This is a genomic window from Allobosea massiliensis, assembly GCF_042655245.1.
In the GTDB taxonomy this organism is placed as follows: domain Bacteria; phylum Pseudomonadota; class Alphaproteobacteria; order Rhizobiales; family Beijerinckiaceae; genus Allobosea; species Allobosea massiliensis.
This window is the reverse complement of record NZ_JBHSLU010000004.1, coordinates 326,088-344,035: the sequence shown is the minus strand read 5'-3', so window position 1 is coordinate 344,035 and position 17,948 is coordinate 326,088. Positions and strand designations below refer to the sequence as shown.

The following is a 17,948-nucleotide window of genomic DNA, read 5'->3' as shown; positions in this document are numbered from 1 at the left end:
TCGGGGATCTCTCGGTTCAGGGTTGGCGTTCACAACCCAAACCTAACCGGCAATCGCCGGTGACCACCGTCAGCTACACCACGCTATGGGACACGACCCGTAACAGGACCGACAGAGTTCCTGGCTGGATCGGACGGTTGCCTGAGGGAGGTGACCTCATGCCTGACTCGGGACGCGCTTTCCTGGCTGCTCGATCGACCTACTCCGAGGACCAGGCCGCGCGACGCGACCTGCCCGGGGCGGAGTGGTGTCCCCTCGACGGTCTTGGTCCCGCCGCAGTGCCCGGACTGAGAGCCGATCTCGCTCGCACCATCGAGGCCGAGATCATTCCGAGGCTGATGCTCGCGCATCGGGCGCCCGGCTCGGCTGGCGCCAAGAGCGAGCCTCAGGCGACCATCGTCATTGACGACAGCGACATCGCGGTCTTCGCCGAAATGATCGTCCACAAGCCGCTCTCGGCGGCGCGGGCGCATCTCGATGCGCTGCGGGACCGCGGGCTGACGGCCGAAGCGATCATCACCACGGTTCTGTCATCGACGGCGCGCCATCTCGGCGTGCTGTGGGAGCAGGACCGCTGCAGTTTCGTCGATGTCACGGTCGGGCTGTCGCGGCTGCAACAATTGCTGCGCGTCTACGGGCCTGATTTCGAACTGGCGCCGGCTCCCGAACTCGATCGCGGGCGAATGCTCCTGGCTGTCGTCCCGGGCGAGCAGCATACCTTCGGCCTCGCTGTGGTGGAAGAGTTCTTCCGCCGGGCGGGCTGGCAGGTGCAGTCCGAATTCCTGCCGTCGCGGGCGATCCTGCTCGGCCATGTCCGCAACAGTTGGTTCGACGTCGTCGGCCTCTCGGCCAGCGGCGAGGTCGCCGCGGCGGGCGTTGCGGCGATCGTCGAGGCGGTGCGGGCGACTGCGCTCAATCGCGACGTCCGCATCATGCTTGGCGGCAATCTGTTCTCGACCAATCCGGAGCTGGCTGTCTCGCTGGGTGCCGATCTCGGTGTTCGCGATGCGGCAGATGCGGTCCGCCAGATCGATCTCATGATCGACGGCAAAAAGATGCCTTGTTGAAGACCGGCTGGGCCTTTATCAGCTTCACGCTTGCTCGACGCCCGTCACAGCCAGGAACCGGGTTTTCGTCGCTATGGATGTCTTCGCGCCGCAGACGCCTACACTGGGGTTCAAGGGTCAGTCGGGCTGGCTCGGCAGACTCGCGCCGGAAACCGCCGGCAGCCTGATCACCGCCTCCAGCGACATCGCTCTCGTGCTCGACCGTGAGGGCGTGATCGTCGATGTGTCTTTGGGGACGCCGGAGCTTCGCCGCGAGGATTGCCGCTCCTGGATCGGACGGCCCTGGACGGAGGTGGTTTCGGTCGAGAGCCGGCCCAAGGTGCAGGATCTGCTCAAGGGCGCTGCCGACGAGGCGGCCATCCAGTTTCGGGAACTCAATCATCCGCTGCCGGGCGGGACGGATCTGCCGGTGCGCTATTCGGCGATGCAGGTCGGCCAGGACGGGACGATCGTCGCGTTGGGGCGCGATCTGCGCAACCTCGCCCATCTGCAGCAGCAGCTGGTCGAAGCGCAGCAGGCGATGGAGCGCGAATATGCGCGGCTGCGCATGGCGGAGACGCGCTACCGCATGCTGTTCCATCTGACGTCGGAGCCGGTGGTCATCGTCGAGGCGACGCAGCTGCGCGTGGTGGAGGCCAATCCCGCGGCGCAGCAGCACCTCGAACTGCCGGCCGACAAGCTGACCAATACCTCGATCCTGGCGGGGCTGGCGCCGGAGAGCGGCGAAGCGCTTCAGGGCATGCTGCGGACGGTGCAGGCGACCGGCCGCGCCGACGAGACGGAGATCGCGTTGGCCTCCGGCGGGAAGCGCTTCCGCGCGCTGGCCTCGGCCTTCCGCCAGGATCAGGCCGGCTATCTGCTGATCCGCCTGACGCCGCTCGCCGGCGAGGGCTCAGCCGGCTCAGGTTTCGAAAGCCGCATTCTCGGCCTGCTCGAGCACCTACCCGACGGCTTCGTCGTCATCAGCCCCGAGCTGAAAATCCTCGAGGCGAACCGGGCCTTCCTCGATCTCGCACAGCTCTCGAGCAAGCATCAGGCCCTCGGCGAGCCTCTCGACATGTGGCTCGGGCGCCCCGGCATCGATCTGCAGCTGCTGATGGTGACGCTGACGGAGCACGGCGTGGTCCGCAACTTCAACACCATCGTCCGCGGCCAGTTCGGGACGGTCGAGGAGGTCGAGATCTCGGCGGTGCCGGCCCTGAGCGGGTCGACGCCGTCCTATGGCTTCGTCATCCGCAGCCTCGGTGTCCGCAATGCGCTGGCCGGCCAACGCGGCCGCGGGCTTCCGCGCTCGGTCGAGCATCTGACGGAGTTGGTGGGGCGCGTCTCGCTGCGCGAACTCGTGCGCGAGACCACGGACGTCATCGAGAAGCTCTGCATCGAAGCGGCGCTCGAGCTGAGCAAGGACAACCGCGCTTCCGCTGCCAACATGCTCGGCCTCAGCCGCCAGAGTTTCTACGCCAAGCTGCGCCGTCACGGCCTTGGCGATCTCGACGATGGCGAGGACGATGGCAGCGATCTGAACTGACGAAGGGGCGGCGGCGTCAATTTTAGTTGACGCTCTTTGGCTTCCTGATTTGTCAATTTTGATTGACGGTTTTGGTATGCGGGCCTAGCCTTCGGTCTATGAAGCGCTCGCCACCCGCAGCTGTTCAGACCCGCAGTCCGCGCTCTCGCGCCGGGCGGTCGCCGTGCCCCGGATGTCGATCAGGGGCTGCGCGATGAGTGCGCCGCTGGGCTGGTTCGGGATCGTCCGTCTCGGGCTCGTCCAGACGGCGATCGGCGCCATCGTCGTTCTCACCACCTCCACCATCAACCGCGTCATGGTCGTCGAACTGGCGCTGCCGGCGGTGCTGCCGGGGCTTCTGGTTGCACTGCATTACGCGGTTCAGATCCTGCGACCGCGCTGGGGGCACGGTTCAGACGTTGGCGGACGGCTGACGCCTTGGATCCTCGGCGGCATGGCGGTGCTGGCGCTCGGCGGCTTCGGCGCCGCCGTCGCGACCGCCCTGATGGGAAGCGCCTTCTGGCCCGGCGTCCTGCTCGCGGCCTTCTCCTTCGCGGCGATCGGCATGGGGGTTGGCGCCAGCGGCACCTGCCTGCTGATCCTGCTCTCGCGCCGGGTTGCCGATGCACGGCGGCCGGCCGCGGCGACCGTCGTCTGGGTGATGATGATCGCCGGATTCATCGTCACGGCCGGGCTGGTCGGCCATCTGCTCGATCCGTTCTCGACAGCGCGGCTCGTCGCCATCTCCGGCGCGGTCAGCGCGATCGCGCTCACCGTGACCGTGCTGGCGGTCCGGGGCGTGGAAACTGAAGCCCGCGCCGCTGCACCTGACGAGCCGGTGGCCTCTGGCGACACGAGCTTCCGCATGGCCCTGCGGGAGGTCTGGGACGAGCCGCAGGCCCGGCTCTTCGCCATCTTCATCTTCGTCTCGATGATCGCCTACAGCGCGCAGGACCTGATCCTCGAGCCTTTCGCGGGAACCGTCTTCGGCTTCACGCCGGGTGAGAGCACGCGGCTCGCCGGCGTCCAGAACGGCGGCGTGCTGACGGGGATGGTGCTCGTCGCCGTCGTCACGACGCTGGCCGGAGCGCGAGCCGGTTCGCTGCGGCTCTGGGCCGTCGGCGGCTGCCTCGCCTCGGCGCTGGCGCTGGCCGGGCTCGCCCTGTCGCCCTTCGCAGGGGCAAGCTTTCCTCTGCGCGGTACGGTCTTCGCGCTGGGCCTCGCCAACGGCGCTTATGCGGTGGCGGCGATCGGTTCGATGATGCGCCTCGTTGGCGAGGGCCGCTCCGAACGGCAGGGCGTGCGGATGGGGCTCTGGGGTGCGGCCCAGGGCGTCGCCTTCGGGCTCGGCGGCCTCTGCGGCGCCGGCGCCACCGATCTCGCACGGCATGTCACGGGCACGCCGGCCTTAGCCTATTCCGGCGTCTTCGCCGTCGAGGCCCTGCTGTTCGTCGTCTCGGCCGCCCTCGCGCTGGCGGTGGCACGGCAGGCGACACAGCGCGAGCGCCGCACAACGCGCGACGGTGACGGACTTCTCCTTCCCAACCCAGGGTGACCGCGATGAATCAGGTCCAGCCGCCTCTGCATGACGAATCGGAGATGACCTATGACGTCGCCGTCGTCGGCGGCGGGCCTGCGGGAGCGACGGCAGCCGACGACCTTGCCCGTGCGGGACACAGCGTCGTGCTGATCGACCGGGCGGGACGGATCAAGCCCTGCGGTGGCGCGATCCCGCCACGGGCGATCCGCGATTTCGCCATCCCACCCTCGCAGATCGTCGCCCGCATCGCCTGCGCCCGCATGGTCGCGCCTTCGGCGACCAGCGTCGATATGCCGATCGACGACGGCTATGTCGGCATGGTCGATCGCGAGCCTTTCGACGAGTGGCTGCGGGAGCGCGCGGCCCAGTCGGGCGCACGGCGCATCACCGCGACGTTCGAACGGTTCGAGCGCGATCCCGACGGGACGGCGCGGCTGCATCTGCGGCCGCGGGACGGCGAGGCGCCGCTCAGCCTGCGGGCGCGGATGGTGATCGGCGCCGACGGCGCGAACTCGCCGCTGGCGCGCGCGGCGATGCCCGGCAGCAAGCGCCCGCCTTTCGTCTTCGCCTATCACGAGATCGTCCGCGTCCCGACCCAGGCCGGCGGCGGCTATGACGGCAAGCGTTGCGATGTGGTCTATCAGGGGCGGATCTCGCCCGATTTCTACGGCTGGATTTTCCCGCATGGCGGCACGGCCAGCATCGGCACCGGCAGCGCCCATAAAGGTTTTTCGCTCAAGGACGCGGTTGCCGTGCTGCGCCGCGAGGCGGGGCTCGAAGGCGCCGAGACGATCCGCCGCGAGGGCGCGCCGATCCCGATGAAGCCTCTGAAGAAGTGGGACAATGGCCGCGACGTCCTGCTGGCGGGCGATGCCGCCGGGGTGGTCGCGCCGGCCTCGGGCGAGGGCATCTACTATGCCATGCTGGGCGGGCGGCTGGCGGGCGAGGCCGTCCAGCTCGCGCTGAAGACCGGCGATGCCCGCGCGCTCGCTACCGCCCGCAAGCGCTTCATGGCCGATCACGGCCGGGTCTTCTGGATTCTCGGCCTGATGCAGTGGATCTGGTATCGGAACGACAAGCGCCGCGAGCAGTTCGTGAAGCTGTGCCGCAACCCGGACGTGCAGAAGCTGACCTGGGATTCCTACATGAACAAGCAGCTGGTGCGCGGCAAGTTCATGGCCCATGTCAGGGTCTTCTTCAACGATCTCAGCCATCTGCTCGGCATGGCGCGCTGATGGCGCTGCCTGGGCTCGCGAGCGTCGTCGATCTGGCGCTCGCCATCATCGCCGTCGAGCTGCTGTTGATCGGGCTGTCTCTGCGCCGCCCTGGCGCATCGTGTGCGGGGTTGTTGTCGACCGTGCTGTCCGGCCTCGGGCTGCTGCTGGCGTTGCGCAGTGCGCTGGCCGGGGCGGCGCCGGCCCTGACGCTGGCGGCGCTCAGCTTCGGCGGCCTCGCCCATGTCGCGGATCTGGTGCTGCGGCTGCGGCGGCATGGCCCACGCTGAGGACGACGCGGCGCGTCAGGCCGGCTCGTCCTGATCAACGAGGGCGCCGAGCCCGTGGCGCCGCAGCTTCGCATAGAAGCCCTGGCGGCTGAGGCCTAGCATCTGGGCAGCGGCCGCGCGGTTGTCCCGGCTGAGATCGAGCGCCGATTCGATGCAGAGCTTCTCGATGACGTCGCTGGTCTCGCGCACGATGTCCTTGAGCGGAACGCTGCCGACGAGTTGAGACAGCTGCTCGACCGAGCGCGGCAGGGCCGGGCCGCGCTGTGGCTGCGGTGCGGCGAGCTGGGCGCCCTTGCTGCGGATGATCAGGCCGGTCGAGCCCGTTTCGCCGGTCCAGGCCGTGACCGCCGACAGTTCCACGGCCTCGACGCTGCCGAAGGCGCCGCGGATGATCGTCGGGAAATTGCGGACGACGCCGTGATCGGCGAGCGTGCCCTGGATCAGCGGCAAATCGATGCCAGGCCGGCCGAGCCAGCGGTCCAGTGGCTCTCCCAGTGCCTGATGGCGCGAGGAGAGCTGGGCCAGTTCGAGGAAAGCCCGATTGGCGTGGAGCACCAGCCGGTCCGGGCTCATGATGACGCAGCCATCGGGCGTCTGCTCGACCATGCCGTGGACGTGGCGCAGCGCCGGGTCGGTCGCGACGCCGGCGCCGTCTGACGGGGTGATCCCGAGGCGGACGAGCAGATGCACCGCGCCATCCTGGCGGAAGGCAATGGCACGGATGGAGGTCCGGCGCGTGGTACCCGCACGAGCGACCTCGATCTCGGCGGCTTCGCCGGAATGGCGCGCGGCGGCCAGGACGGATGCGAGCGCGTCGCCGCTCAGCGGCGAAAAAAGAGAGGTCAGCGACACGCCCGCCAGACGATCCGCCCGCAGGCCGAGTTCATCAAGGGCGGCTGGGTTGGCTTCCACCAGCCTCAGCGTCGCGGCCTCGGCGATGACAATCGGTTCTGGGGCGGAGCGGAAGATCATGCGATAACGCGTTTCCGCGAGCCGCAGCCGCGCATATTCGCGCTCCATCGCCTGCTGCGCCTCCAGCAGGTTCTGCTGAAGCGCCGCAACTCCCGCCAGATCCCGTCCGACGAGGCAACGCAGGCCCCTGTCCGCAGGGGCGATCACCCGGTAACTGAAGGGCCAGAAGCTGCCGTCGGTCCGGAGATGGTTGAGCTCGGCGGCTCCCATCAGGCGTGGATCGCCGCCGGCGGCGAGGCCTGCGGCCTTGGCCCGGCTGTCCGTCGCCACGACATCCGCGAAGGCGCGGCCGATCCAGCCTTTTCCCGGAGCGAGCCTCGGCAGGGTGCTGCCGGTCGCGGAGCGGATGATGCCGTCGCCGTCGATCGTCAGCAGGATATCGGCTGCAGCCTCGGCGACGGCGCGCGCGAGATCGGCTTCGCCTGCCGGCCATGGCTCGGCGGGTGACTGCGTGCTGGGCTCCCGGGGCGGCGGAGAAGACATGGCAACGAGGCCCGTTCCGTTGTCGGCCGGCATGGACGGAAGGCTAATCCGAGCGCCGGAACGGCCGGCGCTGGCGGCATTGTCCTGATCTCGCCCCCAGCCCCTCAAAACGGATCCGGCCTTGCCGATGACGGCGTTTCGCCGTCTCGCAATACCGAGCCCGACCCTGAGACGATGCCGTTTGGTGCCGGCTACACCGGCAGGGGTCACGCGCCTGTGCGGCTTTGCCGATGAGCGCCGCCGCGAACCGATCCCGTTGAGGGAAAGTAGCGCAAGATGTCGGGATGTAAAGATAAATATACACATTGAGCACGATCGATCGTCAATCAAACTTGACATATGCGGCGTGCGGAGCGAGCCTCGTCTTTGCCGCGAGCGCAACCGCCATCCGGTTGTCGGCGTTGGCAGGAGGCGTCCCATGACGTTTCACGCAGAACTGAGCCGGCCGGTCTCTTCCCGCAGCGCGAACACGGTGCCATCCGCCTTTTCCGGTGCGGCGAGGGGAGCGGTGGCGCGTCGCGAACCGCTCTACGACGCCCTCCACGCCTGCCCGACGCGAAGAATGCTGGGCTGGCGGATGTCCGACTCCGCCAGCATCGTCCCGGAGCCGGAAGGCGGTGCCGCAGTCTCCGCAAACGAGCGGTCGTGACATGGTCGCGCCGGGCGCGCAGCACCGGGCCGACGGCGCGACGCCGATCCGCGTCGTCATCGTCACCATGGACACGCATGTCGCCAGCGCGACGGTCCGCGCCCAGGCGGCGCTGACGCGCGATCTTCCCGGGCTCGAGCTCAGCGTGCATGCGGCCTCCGAATGGTCGGCCGATCCGCGCCTGCTCGCACGCTGCCAGGAGGCCGTCGCGGGCGCCGACATCGTCATCGCCACGATGCTGTTCATGGAAGACCATTTCCTGCCGCTGGTGCCGGCGCTGCAGGCGCGGCGCGAGCATTGCGACGCGATGATCTGCCTGATGTCGGCCGGGGAGGTCACCAAGCTCACCCGTGTCGGGCGGTTCCGCATGGACGGACCGCAGAGCGGGCCCATGGCTCTGCTCAAGCGCCTGCGCGGCAGCAAGGGCAAGGCCGCCAGCGGCGGCGCGGGGCAGATGAAGATGCTGCGCCGGTTGCCGCAGATCCTGCGCTTCATTCCCGGCACCGCTCAGGACGTGCGCGCCTATTTCCTGGCGCTGCAATACTGGCTGGCGGGCTCCGAGGAGAACATCGCCAATCTCGTCAGGCTGCTGGTCGACCGCTATGCCGACGGGCCGCGGCGTGTCCTGCGCGGTTCGCTGAAGGTCGGCAAGCCGGTCGATTATCCCGAGACCGGCATCTATCATCCCGCTCTGCCGGGGCGCGTCGGCACCGATCCGCAGGCGCTGCCGGCCATGCCCGGAGCCAAGGGGACCGTCGGGCTGCTGGTGCTGCGCTCCTATGTGCTGGCGGGCAATGCGGCGCATTACGACGGCGTGATCCGCAGCCTCGAGGCCAGGGGTCTCTCGGTGCTGCCGGTCTTCGCCACCGGTCTCGATGCGCGCGAGGCGATCGACGCCTTTCTCGTCCGCGACGGCCGGCCGGTGGTCGACGCGCTGGTCTCGCTGACCGGGTTCTCCCTGGTCGGCGGGCCCGCCTACAACGACGCCGCCGCTGCTCAGGACGTGCTGGCGCGGCTCGACGTGCCCTACATCGCCGCCCATCCGGCCGAGTTCCAGACGCTCGACCAATGGGGCGCCTCCGATCGCGGCCTGCTTCCGGTCGAGTCGACGATCATGATCGCGATCCCGGAGCTCGACGGAGCGACCGGTCCGATCGTCTTCGGTGGACGCACGGACCAGCCGGGCCGATGCAGCGGCTGCGCCCGCGCCTGCACCTTCCCGGCCAGCGAGGGCCAGCGCGACATGCATGTCTGCGCCGAGCGGGCGGAGACGCTGGCGGCGCGGGTCGAGAAGCTGGTGACGCTGCGGCGGCGCAGCCGCGCCGAGCGCAAGATCGGCATCGTGCTGTTCAATTTCCCGCCCAATGCGGGCAACACCGGCACGGCAGCCTATCTCTCCGTGTTCGAATCGCTCCACCGGACGCTCGGTGCCCTGCAGCGCGAGGGCTATGCCGTGGAGATGCCCGCCAGCGTCGAGGCGCTGCGCGAGGCGATCATCCAGGGCAATGCCGCGCGCCATGGCGCGATGGCGAATGTCCATGTCCGTATCGGCGCGGCGGACCATATCCGGCGCGAGCGCTGGCTGTCCGAGATCGAGGCGCAATGGGGCCCCGCCCCGGGCCGCCAGCAGAGCGACGGAGCCTCCCTGTTCGTGCTGGGCGAGCGCTTCGGCAATGTTTTCGTCGGCATCCAGCCCGGCTTCGGCTATGAGGGCGACCCGATGCGGCTGCTCTTCGAGAAGGGCTTCGCGCCGACGCATGCCTTCTCGGCCTTCTATCGCTGGATGCGGGAGGATTTCGGGGCCGATGCCGTGCTGCATTTCGGCACGCATGGCGCGCTCGAGTTCATGCCGGGCAAGCAGACGGGACTCTCGGCCCAGTGCTGGCCGGACCGGCTGATCGGCGACCTGCCCAACATCTATCTTTATGCCGCCAACAACCCGTCCGAAGGCGCGCTCGCCAAGCGCCGTGGGGCGGCGACCCTCGTCAGCTATCTGACGCCGCCGGTCGCCTCGGCCGGGCTCTATCGCGGGCTGATCGAGCTCAAGGGCTCGCTCGACCGCTGGCGTGGGCTTGCGCCCGACGAGATGCGCGAGGCGGCGGAGTTGGCGATGCTGATCCAGGCGCAGGCCGCGGCGCTCGATCTGGCGCTGGCCGAGCCGGAGTGGAGCGGCGAGGAGCGCCATGGCCGAATCGGCAAGCTCACCGAGGCGGTGCTGGAACTCGAATACACGCTGATCCCTCACGGGCTGCACGTCGTCGGCGAGCCGCTCTCGCAGGCTGAGCGCACCGATATGCTGATGGCGATCGTCGACTCTGGTTCCGGCGTCAGGCCGGCGCGGGCCGTCGTCGAAGGGCTGGTGGCCGGGTTGAGCCCGGAGCAGGCGTTGCGGGCGGCGGGTGCGGAGCCGGAGGCCGGCGTTCTGGCCGGGCTCGCCGAGCTCGCGGCGACGGATGCCCTGCTGGCTCGCGACCACGAACTCGACGGGCTGCTGCGGGCTCTGGATGGACGCTTCATCCGACCGGCGCCGGGCGGGGACCTCTTGCGGACGCCGGCCGTGCTGCCGACGGGGCGCAACCTGCACGGGTTCGATCCCTTCCGCATTCCGAGCGCCTATGCGGTGCGCGACGGCGCGCGGCAGGCCGCCAGGCTACTCGACCGGCATGTCGCGGACGGCCACGCCCTGCCGGAGACGGTGGCTCTGGTGCTCTGGGGCACCGACAATCTCAAGACCGAGGGCGGGCCGATCGCCCAGGCGTTGGCGCTGATGGGCGCCGAGCCGCGCTTCGACGGCTATGGCCGGCTGGCGGGCGCGCAGCTCTTGCCGCCGGAGACACTGGGCCGGCCGCGCATCGACGTCGTGATCTCGGTCTCGGGCATCTTCCGCGACCTGCTGCCGCTGCAGATCCGGCTGCTGGCGGAAGCGGCCTTCCTCGCAGCCTCGGCCGACGAGCCGCCCGAGAGCAACTTCGTGCGGAAGCATGCGCTCGCCTACCAGGCCGAGCATGGCTGCGACCTCGAGACCGCGGCGCTGCGCGTCTTCGGCAATGCCGAGGGCGCCTATGGCTCCAACGTCAACAATCTCGTCGAGAGCGGGCGCTGGCAGGACGAGGACGAACTGGCCGAGACCTACAGCCGCCGCAAGGGCTTCGCCTATGGCCGGGGCGGGCGGGCGGTGCAGCAGCCCGAGTTGCTGCGCAGCGTGCTGGGCGGCGTCGAACTCGCCTATCAGAATCTCGATTCGGTCGAGCTCGGCGTCACCACGGTCGACAACTATTTCGACACGCTGGGCGGCATCAGCCGCGCCGTCCGCCGGGCCAAGGGGGGCGCGGCGACGCCGGTCTATATCGGCGACCAGACCCGGGGTGAGGGCACGGTTCGCACGCTGTCCGAGCAGGTTTCGCTGGAGACGCGCACCCGCGTGCTCAACCCGAAATGGTATGAGGGCATGCTCAAGCACGGCTATGAGGGCGTGCGGCAGATCGAGACCCATGTCACCAACACCATGGGCTGGTCGGCGACGACGGGCCAGGTCGAGCCCTGGGTCTACCAGAAGCTGACCGAAACCTATCTGCTCGACCCCGCCATGCGCGAGCGGCTCGCGGCCTTGAACCCGACGGCCTCCGCCAAGCTCGCCAACCGGCTGATCGAGGCGCAGGCGCGGCAATACTGGCAGCCCGACGCGGCGACGCTGGCCGCGCTGCAGGAGGCCGGCGACGCGCTGGAAGACCGTCTCGAAGGCATCGGGCTGGAGGCGGCGGCGTGAGCGAGACCGGCGCCACGCTCCGCCCCGGCGCCGGCGCGGCAATCTATCCGGCGCCGTCGGCCGTGCTCGAACTGCTGAAGCCGATCACCTGGTTCCCGCCGATGTGGGCCTTCGCCTGCGGAGTGGTGTCGTCCGGCGTGCCGCTGATGGCGAACGCCCCCGTCGCACTGCTCGGCATCCTGCTCGCCGGCCCGCTGGTCTGCGCGATGAGCCAGGCGATCAACGACTGGCACGACCGCGAGGTCGACGCGATCAACGAGCCGCACCGGCCGATCCCTTCGGGCCGCATCCCCGGGCGCTGGGGACTCTACATCGCCGCGCTGTGGAGCGTGCTGTCGCTGGCGGTCGCCTCGCTGCTCGGCGCCTGGGTGCTCATCGCGACCTGCCTCGGGCTCTTTCTCGCCTGGGCCTACAGCGCGCCGCCCTTGCGGCTCAAGCGCAACGGCTGGCTCGGTAATGCCGCTTGCGGCTTCTCCTATGAGGGGCTGGCCTGGGTGACGGGGGCGGCGGTGATGCTCGGCGGCGCGCTGCCGCCGGTGCCGGTGCTGCTGCTGGCGCTGCTCTACAGCCTCGGCGCCCACGGCATCATGACGCTGAACGACTTCAAGGCGATGGAGGGCGACCGGCAGATGGGGATCCGCTCGCTACCCGTGCTGCTCGGGGCTGCGGGCGCGGCCAAGGCCGCCTGCCTCGCCATGGCGCTGCCGCAGGTCGGCGTCATCGCGCTGCTGCTCCACTGGCAGCGGCCGCTGCAGGCGGCGATCGTCGCAGGCCTGCTCGCGGCGCAGGCCCTCCTGATGGCGCGCTTCCTGCGCGATCCCATCGGCAAGGCGCTGTTCTACAGCGGCTTCGGCGTGCCGCTCTTCGTCTCGGGCATGATGGCCGCGGCCATCGCCATCCGCAGCCTGCCGGCGGGGCCTTGAGGCGCCCGCGTGACGCCGGCTTCGTCTTCCCTCCACCGGGCACCATCTTTCGGGTCGCCAATCGTCGCGGCGCCCCGTAAAACCAGATCATCCCATCGCACGGCCGCGGCCGCCGCGAGTGGTTCTTCCGTCCCCATGCGCGGCCCCGGCCGCCAGGCCAGGTCAGCCCCATCATGCTCGTGAAAATCGGCACGCGACGCAGCCCCCTCGCCATCGCGCAGACGAATTACATCGCCTCGCTGATCAAGGCGAAGCATCCCGATACCGAATTCTCGCTGCATCCGATCGCCACGATCGCCGACAAGGACCGCGTCTCCGAGTTCCACCAGTTCGGGATCATCGGCGTGTTCTCGACCGAGCATGAGGACCAGCTCACTTCGGGCGAGGTCGACATCGTCGTGCATTCGCTGAAGGACCTGCCGACGACGCTGCGCGAGGGGCTGGTGCTGGCGGCGGTGCCCGAGCGGGTCGATCCGCGCGACGTGCTCTGCGGCGCGAGCCTCGCCGCGCTGCCGCAGGGCGCGCGTGTCGGCACGGGGTCGCTCCGGCGGCGCTCGCAGATCCTGAGCCTGCGGCCGGATGTCGAGGTCGTGCCGATCCGCGGCAATGTCGGGCCGCGGCTCGCCAAGATCAACGGCGATGACGGGCTCGACGCGGTGATCCTAGCGCAGGCCGGTCTGCAACGGCTGGGCCTGGACGGCGCGACCTCCGAGCTGCTCGATCCGATCCTGTTTCCCTATGCGATCGGGCAGGGCGCTCTCGGCGTCCAGGCGCGGGCCGAGGACACGACCCTGCTCGCGATGCTGAAGGACATCGAGGACCCCAAGGCGCGCGCCGAGGTCGATTGCGAGCGCGCGCTGCTGCATGCGCTCGGCGCCGGCTGCAGCCTGCCGGTGGGGGCGAGCACGACCTGGGAGGGCGGCCGGCTGCGGCTGCATGCCCAGATCACCGCGCATGACGGCTCGCAGCGGATCACCGCCCACGATGAGCGGCCGGGCCATGAGGCGGTAGAGCTGGGTCTCGCGACGGCGGAGGCGCTGCGGCTGGCCGGCGGCGTCGACGTGCTGGAGGCGTCCTATCGCAGCGTGGGCGCTCATTTCAAATATGTCGGCGCCTGAGGGCGCCGTCAGCTGCGTGCGGCGTCCGGGTTCATCCGCCAGACGGTGAAGTTGAGCAGGGCGGCGAAGCTGACCCAGGCGAGATAGGGCACGAGCAGCCAGGCGGCGAGCGAATCGATCGGCGCGAAGAGCACGATCAGCGCGACGATCGAGAGCCAGAGCGCGACGACGTTGACGAAGGCGAGGTCCATCCGGCGCAGGCCGAAGAATACCCCCGACCACATCGCATTGAGCAGGAGCTGCACGCCATAGACGGCGAGCGGCAGCGCCGCGCCGGCAAAACCGGCCTTGCGCCAGACCAGCCAGCCGGAGGCCGCGATCAGGCAGTAGAGCAGCGTCCAGGCCGGCGGAAAGAGCCAGTTCGGCGGGCGCCACCAGGGCTTGGCCAGTCCCTCATACCAATCGCCCGGTTTGAAGATCGCCCCTGAACTCGCGACGGCGACGCAAGCCGCGACGAATCCCGCCAGACCCCATCCATCCATCGCATTCATCGGCCAGATCCGGCGCCCGCAGGCAGAGGATGCGACGCTAGCACATCGCCGGGCCGGCTTGCGCGGAAAGACGGCGGTGCCATGCTCTCAGTCTCCCTCGCCTGTCCGGCGCCCGCGGGCGCCCGATGCCGGGCCGAAGACAACCCAGCCCTGCCGCAGCCGGGTGAGGGTGGTCACCAGGCAGGCGCCGGCGAAGACGCAGGCGAAGAGTGCGAAGGAGCCGGGGAAGAGGCACATCAGGACCAGGGCCGCGATGGTCTCGGTGCCTTCGGTGAGACCGGTCAGGTAGTAGATGCCCTTCTGCGGATAGACCTCGCTGCTCATCCCGCGCTTGGCGGCGATGACGGCGAAGGCGAGAAAGCTCGAGCCCGTGCCCATGAAGGCCGCCAGCAGCAGCGCCGCCGGCAGCGCGTTCTGCGCTGGGTCGGCGAGCGCGAAGCCGAGCGGAATGCTGCCATAGAAGGCGAAGTCGAGGGTGATGTCGAGAAAGGCGCCGCGCTCGGTCGGGCCGGCGAGTCGCGCCACGGCCCCGTCGAGCGCGTCGAACAGCCGGCTGACCAGGATCGCGGTGAGCGCCCACCCATAGAGCCGCAGGGCCAGCGCCGGCACGGCTGCGAGGCCGATGACGAAGCCCGTGCAGGTCAGGGCGTCCGCCGCGACGCCGCGCCGCGCCAGCGCCGCTGCGGCCGGCTGCAGGACGATCCTGACGACGGGGAGGAGGAAGCGGTCCAGCACGGTCAGCCTCGCCGCCAGCGGTGAAAACGCTCGGCCAGCCCGAGCAGCCGGTGCGGGACATGGGCCCGCTGCCAGGCGCGAAGGCTGGCTGGGGCGGGAGGATTCGAACCTCCGCATGGCGGTACCAAAAACCGCTGCCTTACCGCTTGGCGACGCCCCAACGCGCCGCGCCTTCTAGAACGCGGCGGGGGCGCGCGCAACCAGCCAGATCGTCGCGAGAGGCCCGCCGGCCTCGGCTGCGGCGGGGGCTCCAGACCCGCGCGAGCCGAGGCGCGGGGAGAGCGTGCGGATAATTCGTCACGCAAGGCCGCCGCGCCTGTTGCGCCGCGCCGCGGCGCTGGCTATAAGCCCGCAACCAGTTGATCGGAGTGTGGCTCAGCCTGGTAGAGCACCTCGTTCGGGACGAGGGGGTCGCAGGTTCAAATCCTGCCACTCCGACCAAAATTTCCCGGGACATCGCAAGACGTTCGGAGACAGGCCCTCACGGGCCTTTTTCTTTGGCGGTCGTCAGCGCCCGTCCGGCGTCATCGCCATCACGCGGTCGAAGCCGCGCTCCCGCGTGAAGAGACAGCGCAGCTTCTTGACGCCCTCGCGGCCCTTGTCGACGGTGCCGTCGATCTGAAAGCCGCCCTCGGCCGAGGGCCCGACGCGTGCTGCGAGCGCGATCCGGCGCGGGCTGACGCCGTACATCGGCGCCGCCTCGGCCCGGCAGCGGTCGCGGAGCCTCGCGTCCGAGCCGCCCGCGCTGCTCCCGGCCGCTCGGCCGGTGATCTCGATCGACAGGGTGTGGCGGCAGGTCTCGTTGCGGCGGGCCGCGTTCCTCATCAGGGAAACCTGCGCGCGATAGGTCCCGGCCCGCGTCGCCGCCTGCGCGAATGCGTTGCCGGCGACCGAGCCGACATGGACCGCCTCGTCGGCGCCCGGCGCGTAGACGTTGAGGGTGCAGGAGCGGTTCGAGGGCGTGAACAGCACCTGCAGCGTCTGCCCGGCGACCGTCTCGAAGGTGTAGTTGAGTCCCCGGTCGCCCCGGATCGAGCCCTTGACGGTGGCTGCGGTCGCGCCGGGCTGGAACCGGACCGGCACGGTGCGATCCTGGGCGAGGGCTGCTGGACCGGGCGCCATCGCGAGGGCCGTCACAGCGAGGACGAGGCGCGCGATCATTGTTTTCCCCAGCGAGGTCGTCTCCGGGGATCATCGCTGTCGATGGCGGAGGCGGCAAGAGAGCAGGCTCTGGCGCCTGCGATGGTCATTTGCCCAACGAGGCTCTAGAAACGGCGGACAGCATCACGGGCATCATCATGAAGCGCGCTTTCCAGCTCCTCGGCATCCTCGGCCTCGCGACCCTGCTCGCGGGCTGCGACAAATGCGGCAATCTCGGTCCCTTCTTCACCGGGCCGGACCAGAAGGTCTGCACGAGTTCGACGCCACAGGGCTGAGCCACTCCCACCGAATCAGGAAACCAGCCGGATATGAAAAAGGCCGGGCTTGCGCCCGGCCTCGATCGTTCGTCAGTACACAGCGTTCAACCGCGGCGCTGCAGGGCCGACCAGCCGGCGCGGGCGAGGCAGGCGACCAGCGCCAGCTTCAGCAGATCGCCCAGGATGAAGGGCTGCACGCCGAAGGCGAAGGCCTTGGCGAAGCCGATCCCGGTGGTGCCGGCGGCCATCTGGGCGCCCAGCGCCAGCCAGCCGAAGCCCAGCGCCATCATCACCACCTCGGCGAGGACGAGGCCGCCGACGAGGCGCGCCAGCGAGGCGCCGCGGACGGAAGCCCAGCCAGCGATGGCGGCGGCGGCGACGAAGCCGACCAGGAAGCCGCCCGTCGGGCCGACGAGATAGAGCGGGCCGGCGGCGACCGGGGGCGTGTTGGTGAAGACCGGCAGGCCGGCGAGGCCATAGGCGATGTAGAGCGCAACGGTGGCGGCGCCGAGCCGCGAGCCATAAGCTGCGCCGAGCCCGAAGACGACGAGCGTCTGCAGCGTCATCGGCACCGGCCAGAACGGCACCTTGATCTTGGCGGCGAGCACGAGGAGCAGGCTGCCGGCGACGGCGAGCGCGATGTTGCGCAGGAGCGCGGCGCGCGGGCCGGAAACGGCGGGCAGGGCCGCATGGGCCAGCGTCGGAGCCTGGAAGGGAAGCATCTGCGCCATGGGCGTGTCGTCCTGTCTGCGATGGCCGCGCTGCGCGGCCGGCTTTTCCGTCTATAGAAAATGCGGCAAAGCCCCACAAGCTGCGCGACCCGCGCAGGCTTGCCCGGCGGCCCTGCGGAAACAGGCATGAGCGACGAGATCGAATTCGACCGCAGCGCGACGGCTCCTCCCGGCGAGGTGGTGCGGCTGTCGCCCCTGGTGCGGCGGCTGATCGCCGGCAATGGCGGGCCGATGACCTTCACCGGCACCTGCAGCTACATCGTCGGGCAAGGCAAAGTCGCGATCATCGATCCGGGGCCGGAGGACGCGGCGCATCTGGCGGGGCTGCTCGCGGCAGTGTCCGGCGAGACGGTGAGCCATATCGTCGTCACGCACACCCATCGCGACCACTCGCCAGGCGCGCGGGCGCTGAAGGCGGCGACGGGCGCCGACATCGTCGGCTGTGGGCCGCACCGGCCGTTCCGCGAGCTCGCGGAGGGCGAGGCCACCCGCCTGGATGCCGCCGCCGATTTCGAGCACGCGCCGGACCATGTCCTGGCGGAGGGCGACGCGGTCACGGGGCCGGGCTGGAGCCTGACGGCGATCGCGACGCCGGGACATACCGCCAACCATCTCGCCTTCGCGCTGCCCGAGGAAGCGACGCTGTTCTCCGGCGACCATGTCATGGCGTGGTCGACCACCATCGTCGCTCCGCCGGACGGCTCGATGGCGGCCTATATGGCCTCTGTCGAGAAGCTGCGCGGGATGGAGCATGCGCTCTACCGGCCGGGCCATGGCGGGCCAGTGACCGAGCCGCAGCGCTTCCTGCGCGGGCTGGTGCTGCACCGGCGCCAGCGCGAGGCCGCGATCCTCGGCCGCCTGCGGGCGGGCGACGAGCGAATCGCCGAGATGGTCCCGCCGATCTATCAGGGGCTGCCGCCGGCGCTGCACGGGGCGGCGGCCCTCTCCGTGCTGGCGCAGCTCGAGGATCTCGTGCTCCGCGGGATCGTCCTCTGCGACGAGGCGGTGCCGGGGCTCGGGAGCCGGTACCGTCCGGCCTGAGGC

16 protein-coding genes and 2 tRNA genes are annotated in these 17,948 nt (G+C 69.9%); 12 read left to right on the top strand and 6 right to left on the bottom strand.

Annotated features, from left to right (window positions below; translation table 11 throughout):
* Positions 1-158: 158 nt before the first annotated feature.
* From ACFPN9_RS02655 to ACFPN9_RS02635, 5 genes are all read left to right on the top strand, one after another.
* Complete coding sequence (locus tag ACFPN9_RS02655; protein ID WP_082735477.1) at positions 159-1,067, top strand: cobalamin B12-binding domain-containing protein; 909 nt, start codon at positions 159-161, stop codon at positions 1,065-1,067.
* A 73-nt stretch (positions 1,068-1,140) separates the two neighbouring features.
* The gene (ppsR, locus tag ACFPN9_RS02650; protein ID WP_082735478.1) at positions 1,141-2,595 is read left to right on the top strand and encodes a transcriptional regulator PpsR; all 1,455 of its coding nucleotides are present in this window, start codon (positions 1,141-1,143) and stop codon (positions 2,593-2,595) included.
* 193 nt (positions 2,596-2,788) lie between these two features.
* Positions 2,789-4,129, top strand: a complete 1,341-nt coding sequence (locus ACFPN9_RS02645; protein ID WP_066719083.1) for a BCD family MFS transporter — start codon at positions 2,789-2,791, stop codon at positions 4,127-4,129.
* 5 nt (positions 4,130-4,134) lie between these two features.
* Positions 4,135-5,349, top strand: coding sequence for a geranylgeranyl diphosphate reductase (locus ACFPN9_RS02640; RefSeq protein WP_066719090.1), 1,215 nt, complete (start codon positions 4,135-4,137; stop codon positions 5,347-5,349).
* Entirely contained in the window at positions 5,349-5,618 is a 270-nt protein-coding gene (locus ACFPN9_RS02635) for a hypothetical protein (protein WP_066719079.1), read from the top strand. Before ACFPN9_RS02640 ends, ACFPN9_RS02635 begins: the two co-directional genes overlap by 1 nt.
* 15 nt (positions 5,619-5,633) lie before the next feature.
* Here the strand turns inward: ACFPN9_RS02635 and ppsR (ACFPN9_RS02630) are convergent, their stop codons facing one another.
* A complete protein-coding gene (gene ppsR, locus ACFPN9_RS02630) occupies positions 5,634-7,073 on the bottom strand; it encodes a transcriptional regulator PpsR (protein WP_210173043.1) in 1,440 nt (479 codons plus the stop codon).
* A gap of 418 nt (positions 7,074-7,491) precedes the next feature.
* Between ppsR (ACFPN9_RS02630) and ACFPN9_RS02625 the strand changes: the two genes are divergently transcribed.
* The 4 genes from ACFPN9_RS02625 to hemC all read left to right on the top strand — a co-directional run bounded on the left by ACFPN9_RS02625 (position 7,492) and on the right by hemC (position 13,529).
* Positions 7,492-7,722: a hypothetical protein gene (locus tag ACFPN9_RS02625; RefSeq protein WP_068203531.1), complete on the top strand. Its 231-nt coding sequence runs from the start codon at positions 7,492-7,494 to the stop codon at positions 7,720-7,722.
* 1 nt (position 7,723) lies between these two features.
* Complete coding sequence (locus ACFPN9_RS02620) at positions 7,724-11,488, top strand: magnesium chelatase subunit H (RefSeq protein WP_377815217.1); 3,765 nt, start codon at positions 7,724-7,726, stop codon at positions 11,486-11,488.
* A complete protein-coding gene (chlG, locus tag ACFPN9_RS02615) occupies positions 11,485-12,411 on the top strand; it encodes a chlorophyll synthase ChlG (protein WP_066725401.1) in 927 nt (308 codons plus the stop codon). Before ACFPN9_RS02620 ends, chlG begins: the two co-directional genes overlap by 4 nt.
* 173 nt (positions 12,412-12,584) lie before the next feature.
* A complete protein-coding gene (gene hemC / locus ACFPN9_RS02610; protein WP_066725403.1) occupies positions 12,585-13,529 on the top strand; it encodes a hydroxymethylbilane synthase in 945 nt (314 codons plus the stop codon).
* A gap of 8 nt (positions 13,530-13,537) precedes the next feature.
* Here the strand turns inward: hemC and ACFPN9_RS02605 are convergent, their stop codons facing one another.
* The 3 genes from ACFPN9_RS02605 to ACFPN9_RS02595 form a co-directional block, all read right to left on the bottom strand.
* Positions 13,538-14,020 carry a TspO/MBR family protein gene (locus ACFPN9_RS02605; RefSeq protein WP_066725406.1) on the bottom strand — a complete coding sequence of 161 codons (483 nt, stop codon included), beginning with the start codon at positions 14,018-14,020 and terminating at the stop codon, positions 13,538-13,540.
* An 87-nt stretch (positions 14,021-14,107) separates the two neighbouring features.
* Positions 14,108-14,755, bottom strand: a complete 648-nt coding sequence (locus ACFPN9_RS02600; protein WP_066725408.1) for a CDP-alcohol phosphatidyltransferase family protein — start codon at positions 14,753-14,755, stop codon at positions 14,108-14,110.
* 85 nt (positions 14,756-14,840) lie between these two features.
* Positions 14,841-14,915 (bottom strand) — tRNA-Gln (locus ACFPN9_RS02595).
* 204 nt (positions 14,916-15,119) lie between these two features.
* On the opposite strand from ACFPN9_RS02595, the gene ACFPN9_RS02590 reads away from it, so the two are divergent.
* A tRNA-Pro gene (locus ACFPN9_RS02590) sits at positions 15,120-15,196 on the top strand.
* 66 nt (positions 15,197-15,262) lie between these two features.
* Here the strand turns inward: ACFPN9_RS02590 and ACFPN9_RS02585 are convergent.
* On the bottom strand, positions 15,263-15,916 hold the full coding sequence (locus ACFPN9_RS02585; RefSeq protein WP_066725410.1) for a hypothetical protein: 654 nt from the start codon (positions 15,914-15,916) through the stop codon (positions 15,263-15,265).
* Positions 15,917-16,053: 137 nt separating this feature from the next.
* Between ACFPN9_RS02585 and ACFPN9_RS02580 the strand changes: the two genes are divergently transcribed.
* Positions 16,054-16,191: a hypothetical protein gene (locus ACFPN9_RS02580; RefSeq protein WP_156446667.1), complete on the top strand. Its 138-nt coding sequence runs from the start codon at positions 16,054-16,056 to the stop codon at positions 16,189-16,191.
* An 86-nt stretch (positions 16,192-16,277) separates the two neighbouring features.
* Here the strand turns inward: ACFPN9_RS02580 and ACFPN9_RS02575 are convergent, their stop codons facing one another.
* Positions 16,278-16,904: a biotin transporter BioY gene (locus ACFPN9_RS02575; protein WP_082733118.1), complete on the bottom strand. Its 627-nt coding sequence runs from the start codon at positions 16,902-16,904 to the stop codon at positions 16,278-16,280.
* 126 nt (positions 16,905-17,030) lie between these two features.
* On the opposite strand from ACFPN9_RS02575, the gene ACFPN9_RS02570 reads away from it, so the two are divergent.
* The gene (locus tag ACFPN9_RS02570; protein ID WP_066725414.1) at positions 17,031-17,945 is read left to right on the top strand and encodes an MBL fold metallo-hydrolase; all 915 of its coding nucleotides are present in this window, start codon (positions 17,031-17,033) and stop codon (positions 17,943-17,945) included.
* Positions 17,946-17,948 lie beyond the last annotated feature (3 nt).

Excerpts from the sequence above, each read along its gene's own strand:
- ACFPN9_RS02585 (WP_066725410.1), bottom strand. The coding sequence starts at position 15,916 with ATGATCGCGCGCCTCGTCCTCGCTGTGACGGCCCTCGCGATGGCGCCC.
- ACFPN9_RS02580 (WP_156446667.1), top strand. The coding sequence starts at position 16,054 with ATGAAGCGCGCTTTCCAGCTCCTCGGCATCCTCGGCCTCGCGACCCTG.
- ACFPN9_RS02640 (WP_066719090.1), top strand. The coding sequence starts at position 4,135 with ATGAATCAGGTCCAGCCGCCTCTGCATGACGAATCGGAGATGACCTAT.
- ACFPN9_RS02605 (WP_066725406.1), bottom strand. The coding sequence starts at position 14,020 with ATGAATGCGATGGATGGATGGGGTCTGGCGGGATTCGTCGCGGCTTGC.
- ACFPN9_RS02645 (WP_066719083.1), top strand. The coding sequence starts at position 2,789 with ATGAGTGCGCCGCTGGGCTGGTTCGGGATCGTCCGTCTCGGGCTCGTC.
- hemC (WP_066725403.1), top strand. The coding sequence starts at position 12,585 with ATGCTCGTGAAAATCGGCACGCGACGCAGCCCCCTCGCCATCGCGCAG.
- ppsR (WP_210173043.1), bottom strand. The coding sequence starts at position 7,073 with ATGTCTTCTCCGCCGCCCCGGGAGCCCAGCACGCAGTCACCCGCCGAG.
- ACFPN9_RS02635 (WP_066719079.1), top strand. The coding sequence starts at position 5,349 with ATGGCGCTGCCTGGGCTCGCGAGCGTCGTCGATCTGGCGCTCGCCATC.
- ACFPN9_RS02620 (WP_377815217.1), top strand. The coding sequence starts at position 7,724 with ATGGTCGCGCCGGGCGCGCAGCACCGGGCCGACGGCGCGACGCCGATC.
- ACFPN9_RS02655 (WP_082735477.1), top strand. The coding sequence starts at position 159 with ATGCCTGACTCGGGACGCGCTTTCCTGGCTGCTCGATCGACCTACTCC.
- ACFPN9_RS02575 (WP_082733118.1), bottom strand. The coding sequence starts at position 16,904 with ATGGCGCAGATGCTTCCCTTCCAGGCTCCGACGCTGGCCCATGCGGCC.
- ACFPN9_RS02625 (WP_068203531.1), top strand. The coding sequence starts at position 7,492 with ATGACGTTTCACGCAGAACTGAGCCGGCCGGTCTCTTCCCGCAGCGCG.
- ACFPN9_RS02570 (WP_066725414.1), top strand. The coding sequence starts at position 17,031 with ATGAGCGACGAGATCGAATTCGACCGCAGCGCGACGGCTCCTCCCGGC.
- ppsR (WP_082735478.1), top strand. The coding sequence starts at position 1,141 with ATGGATGTCTTCGCGCCGCAGACGCCTACACTGGGGTTCAAGGGTCAG.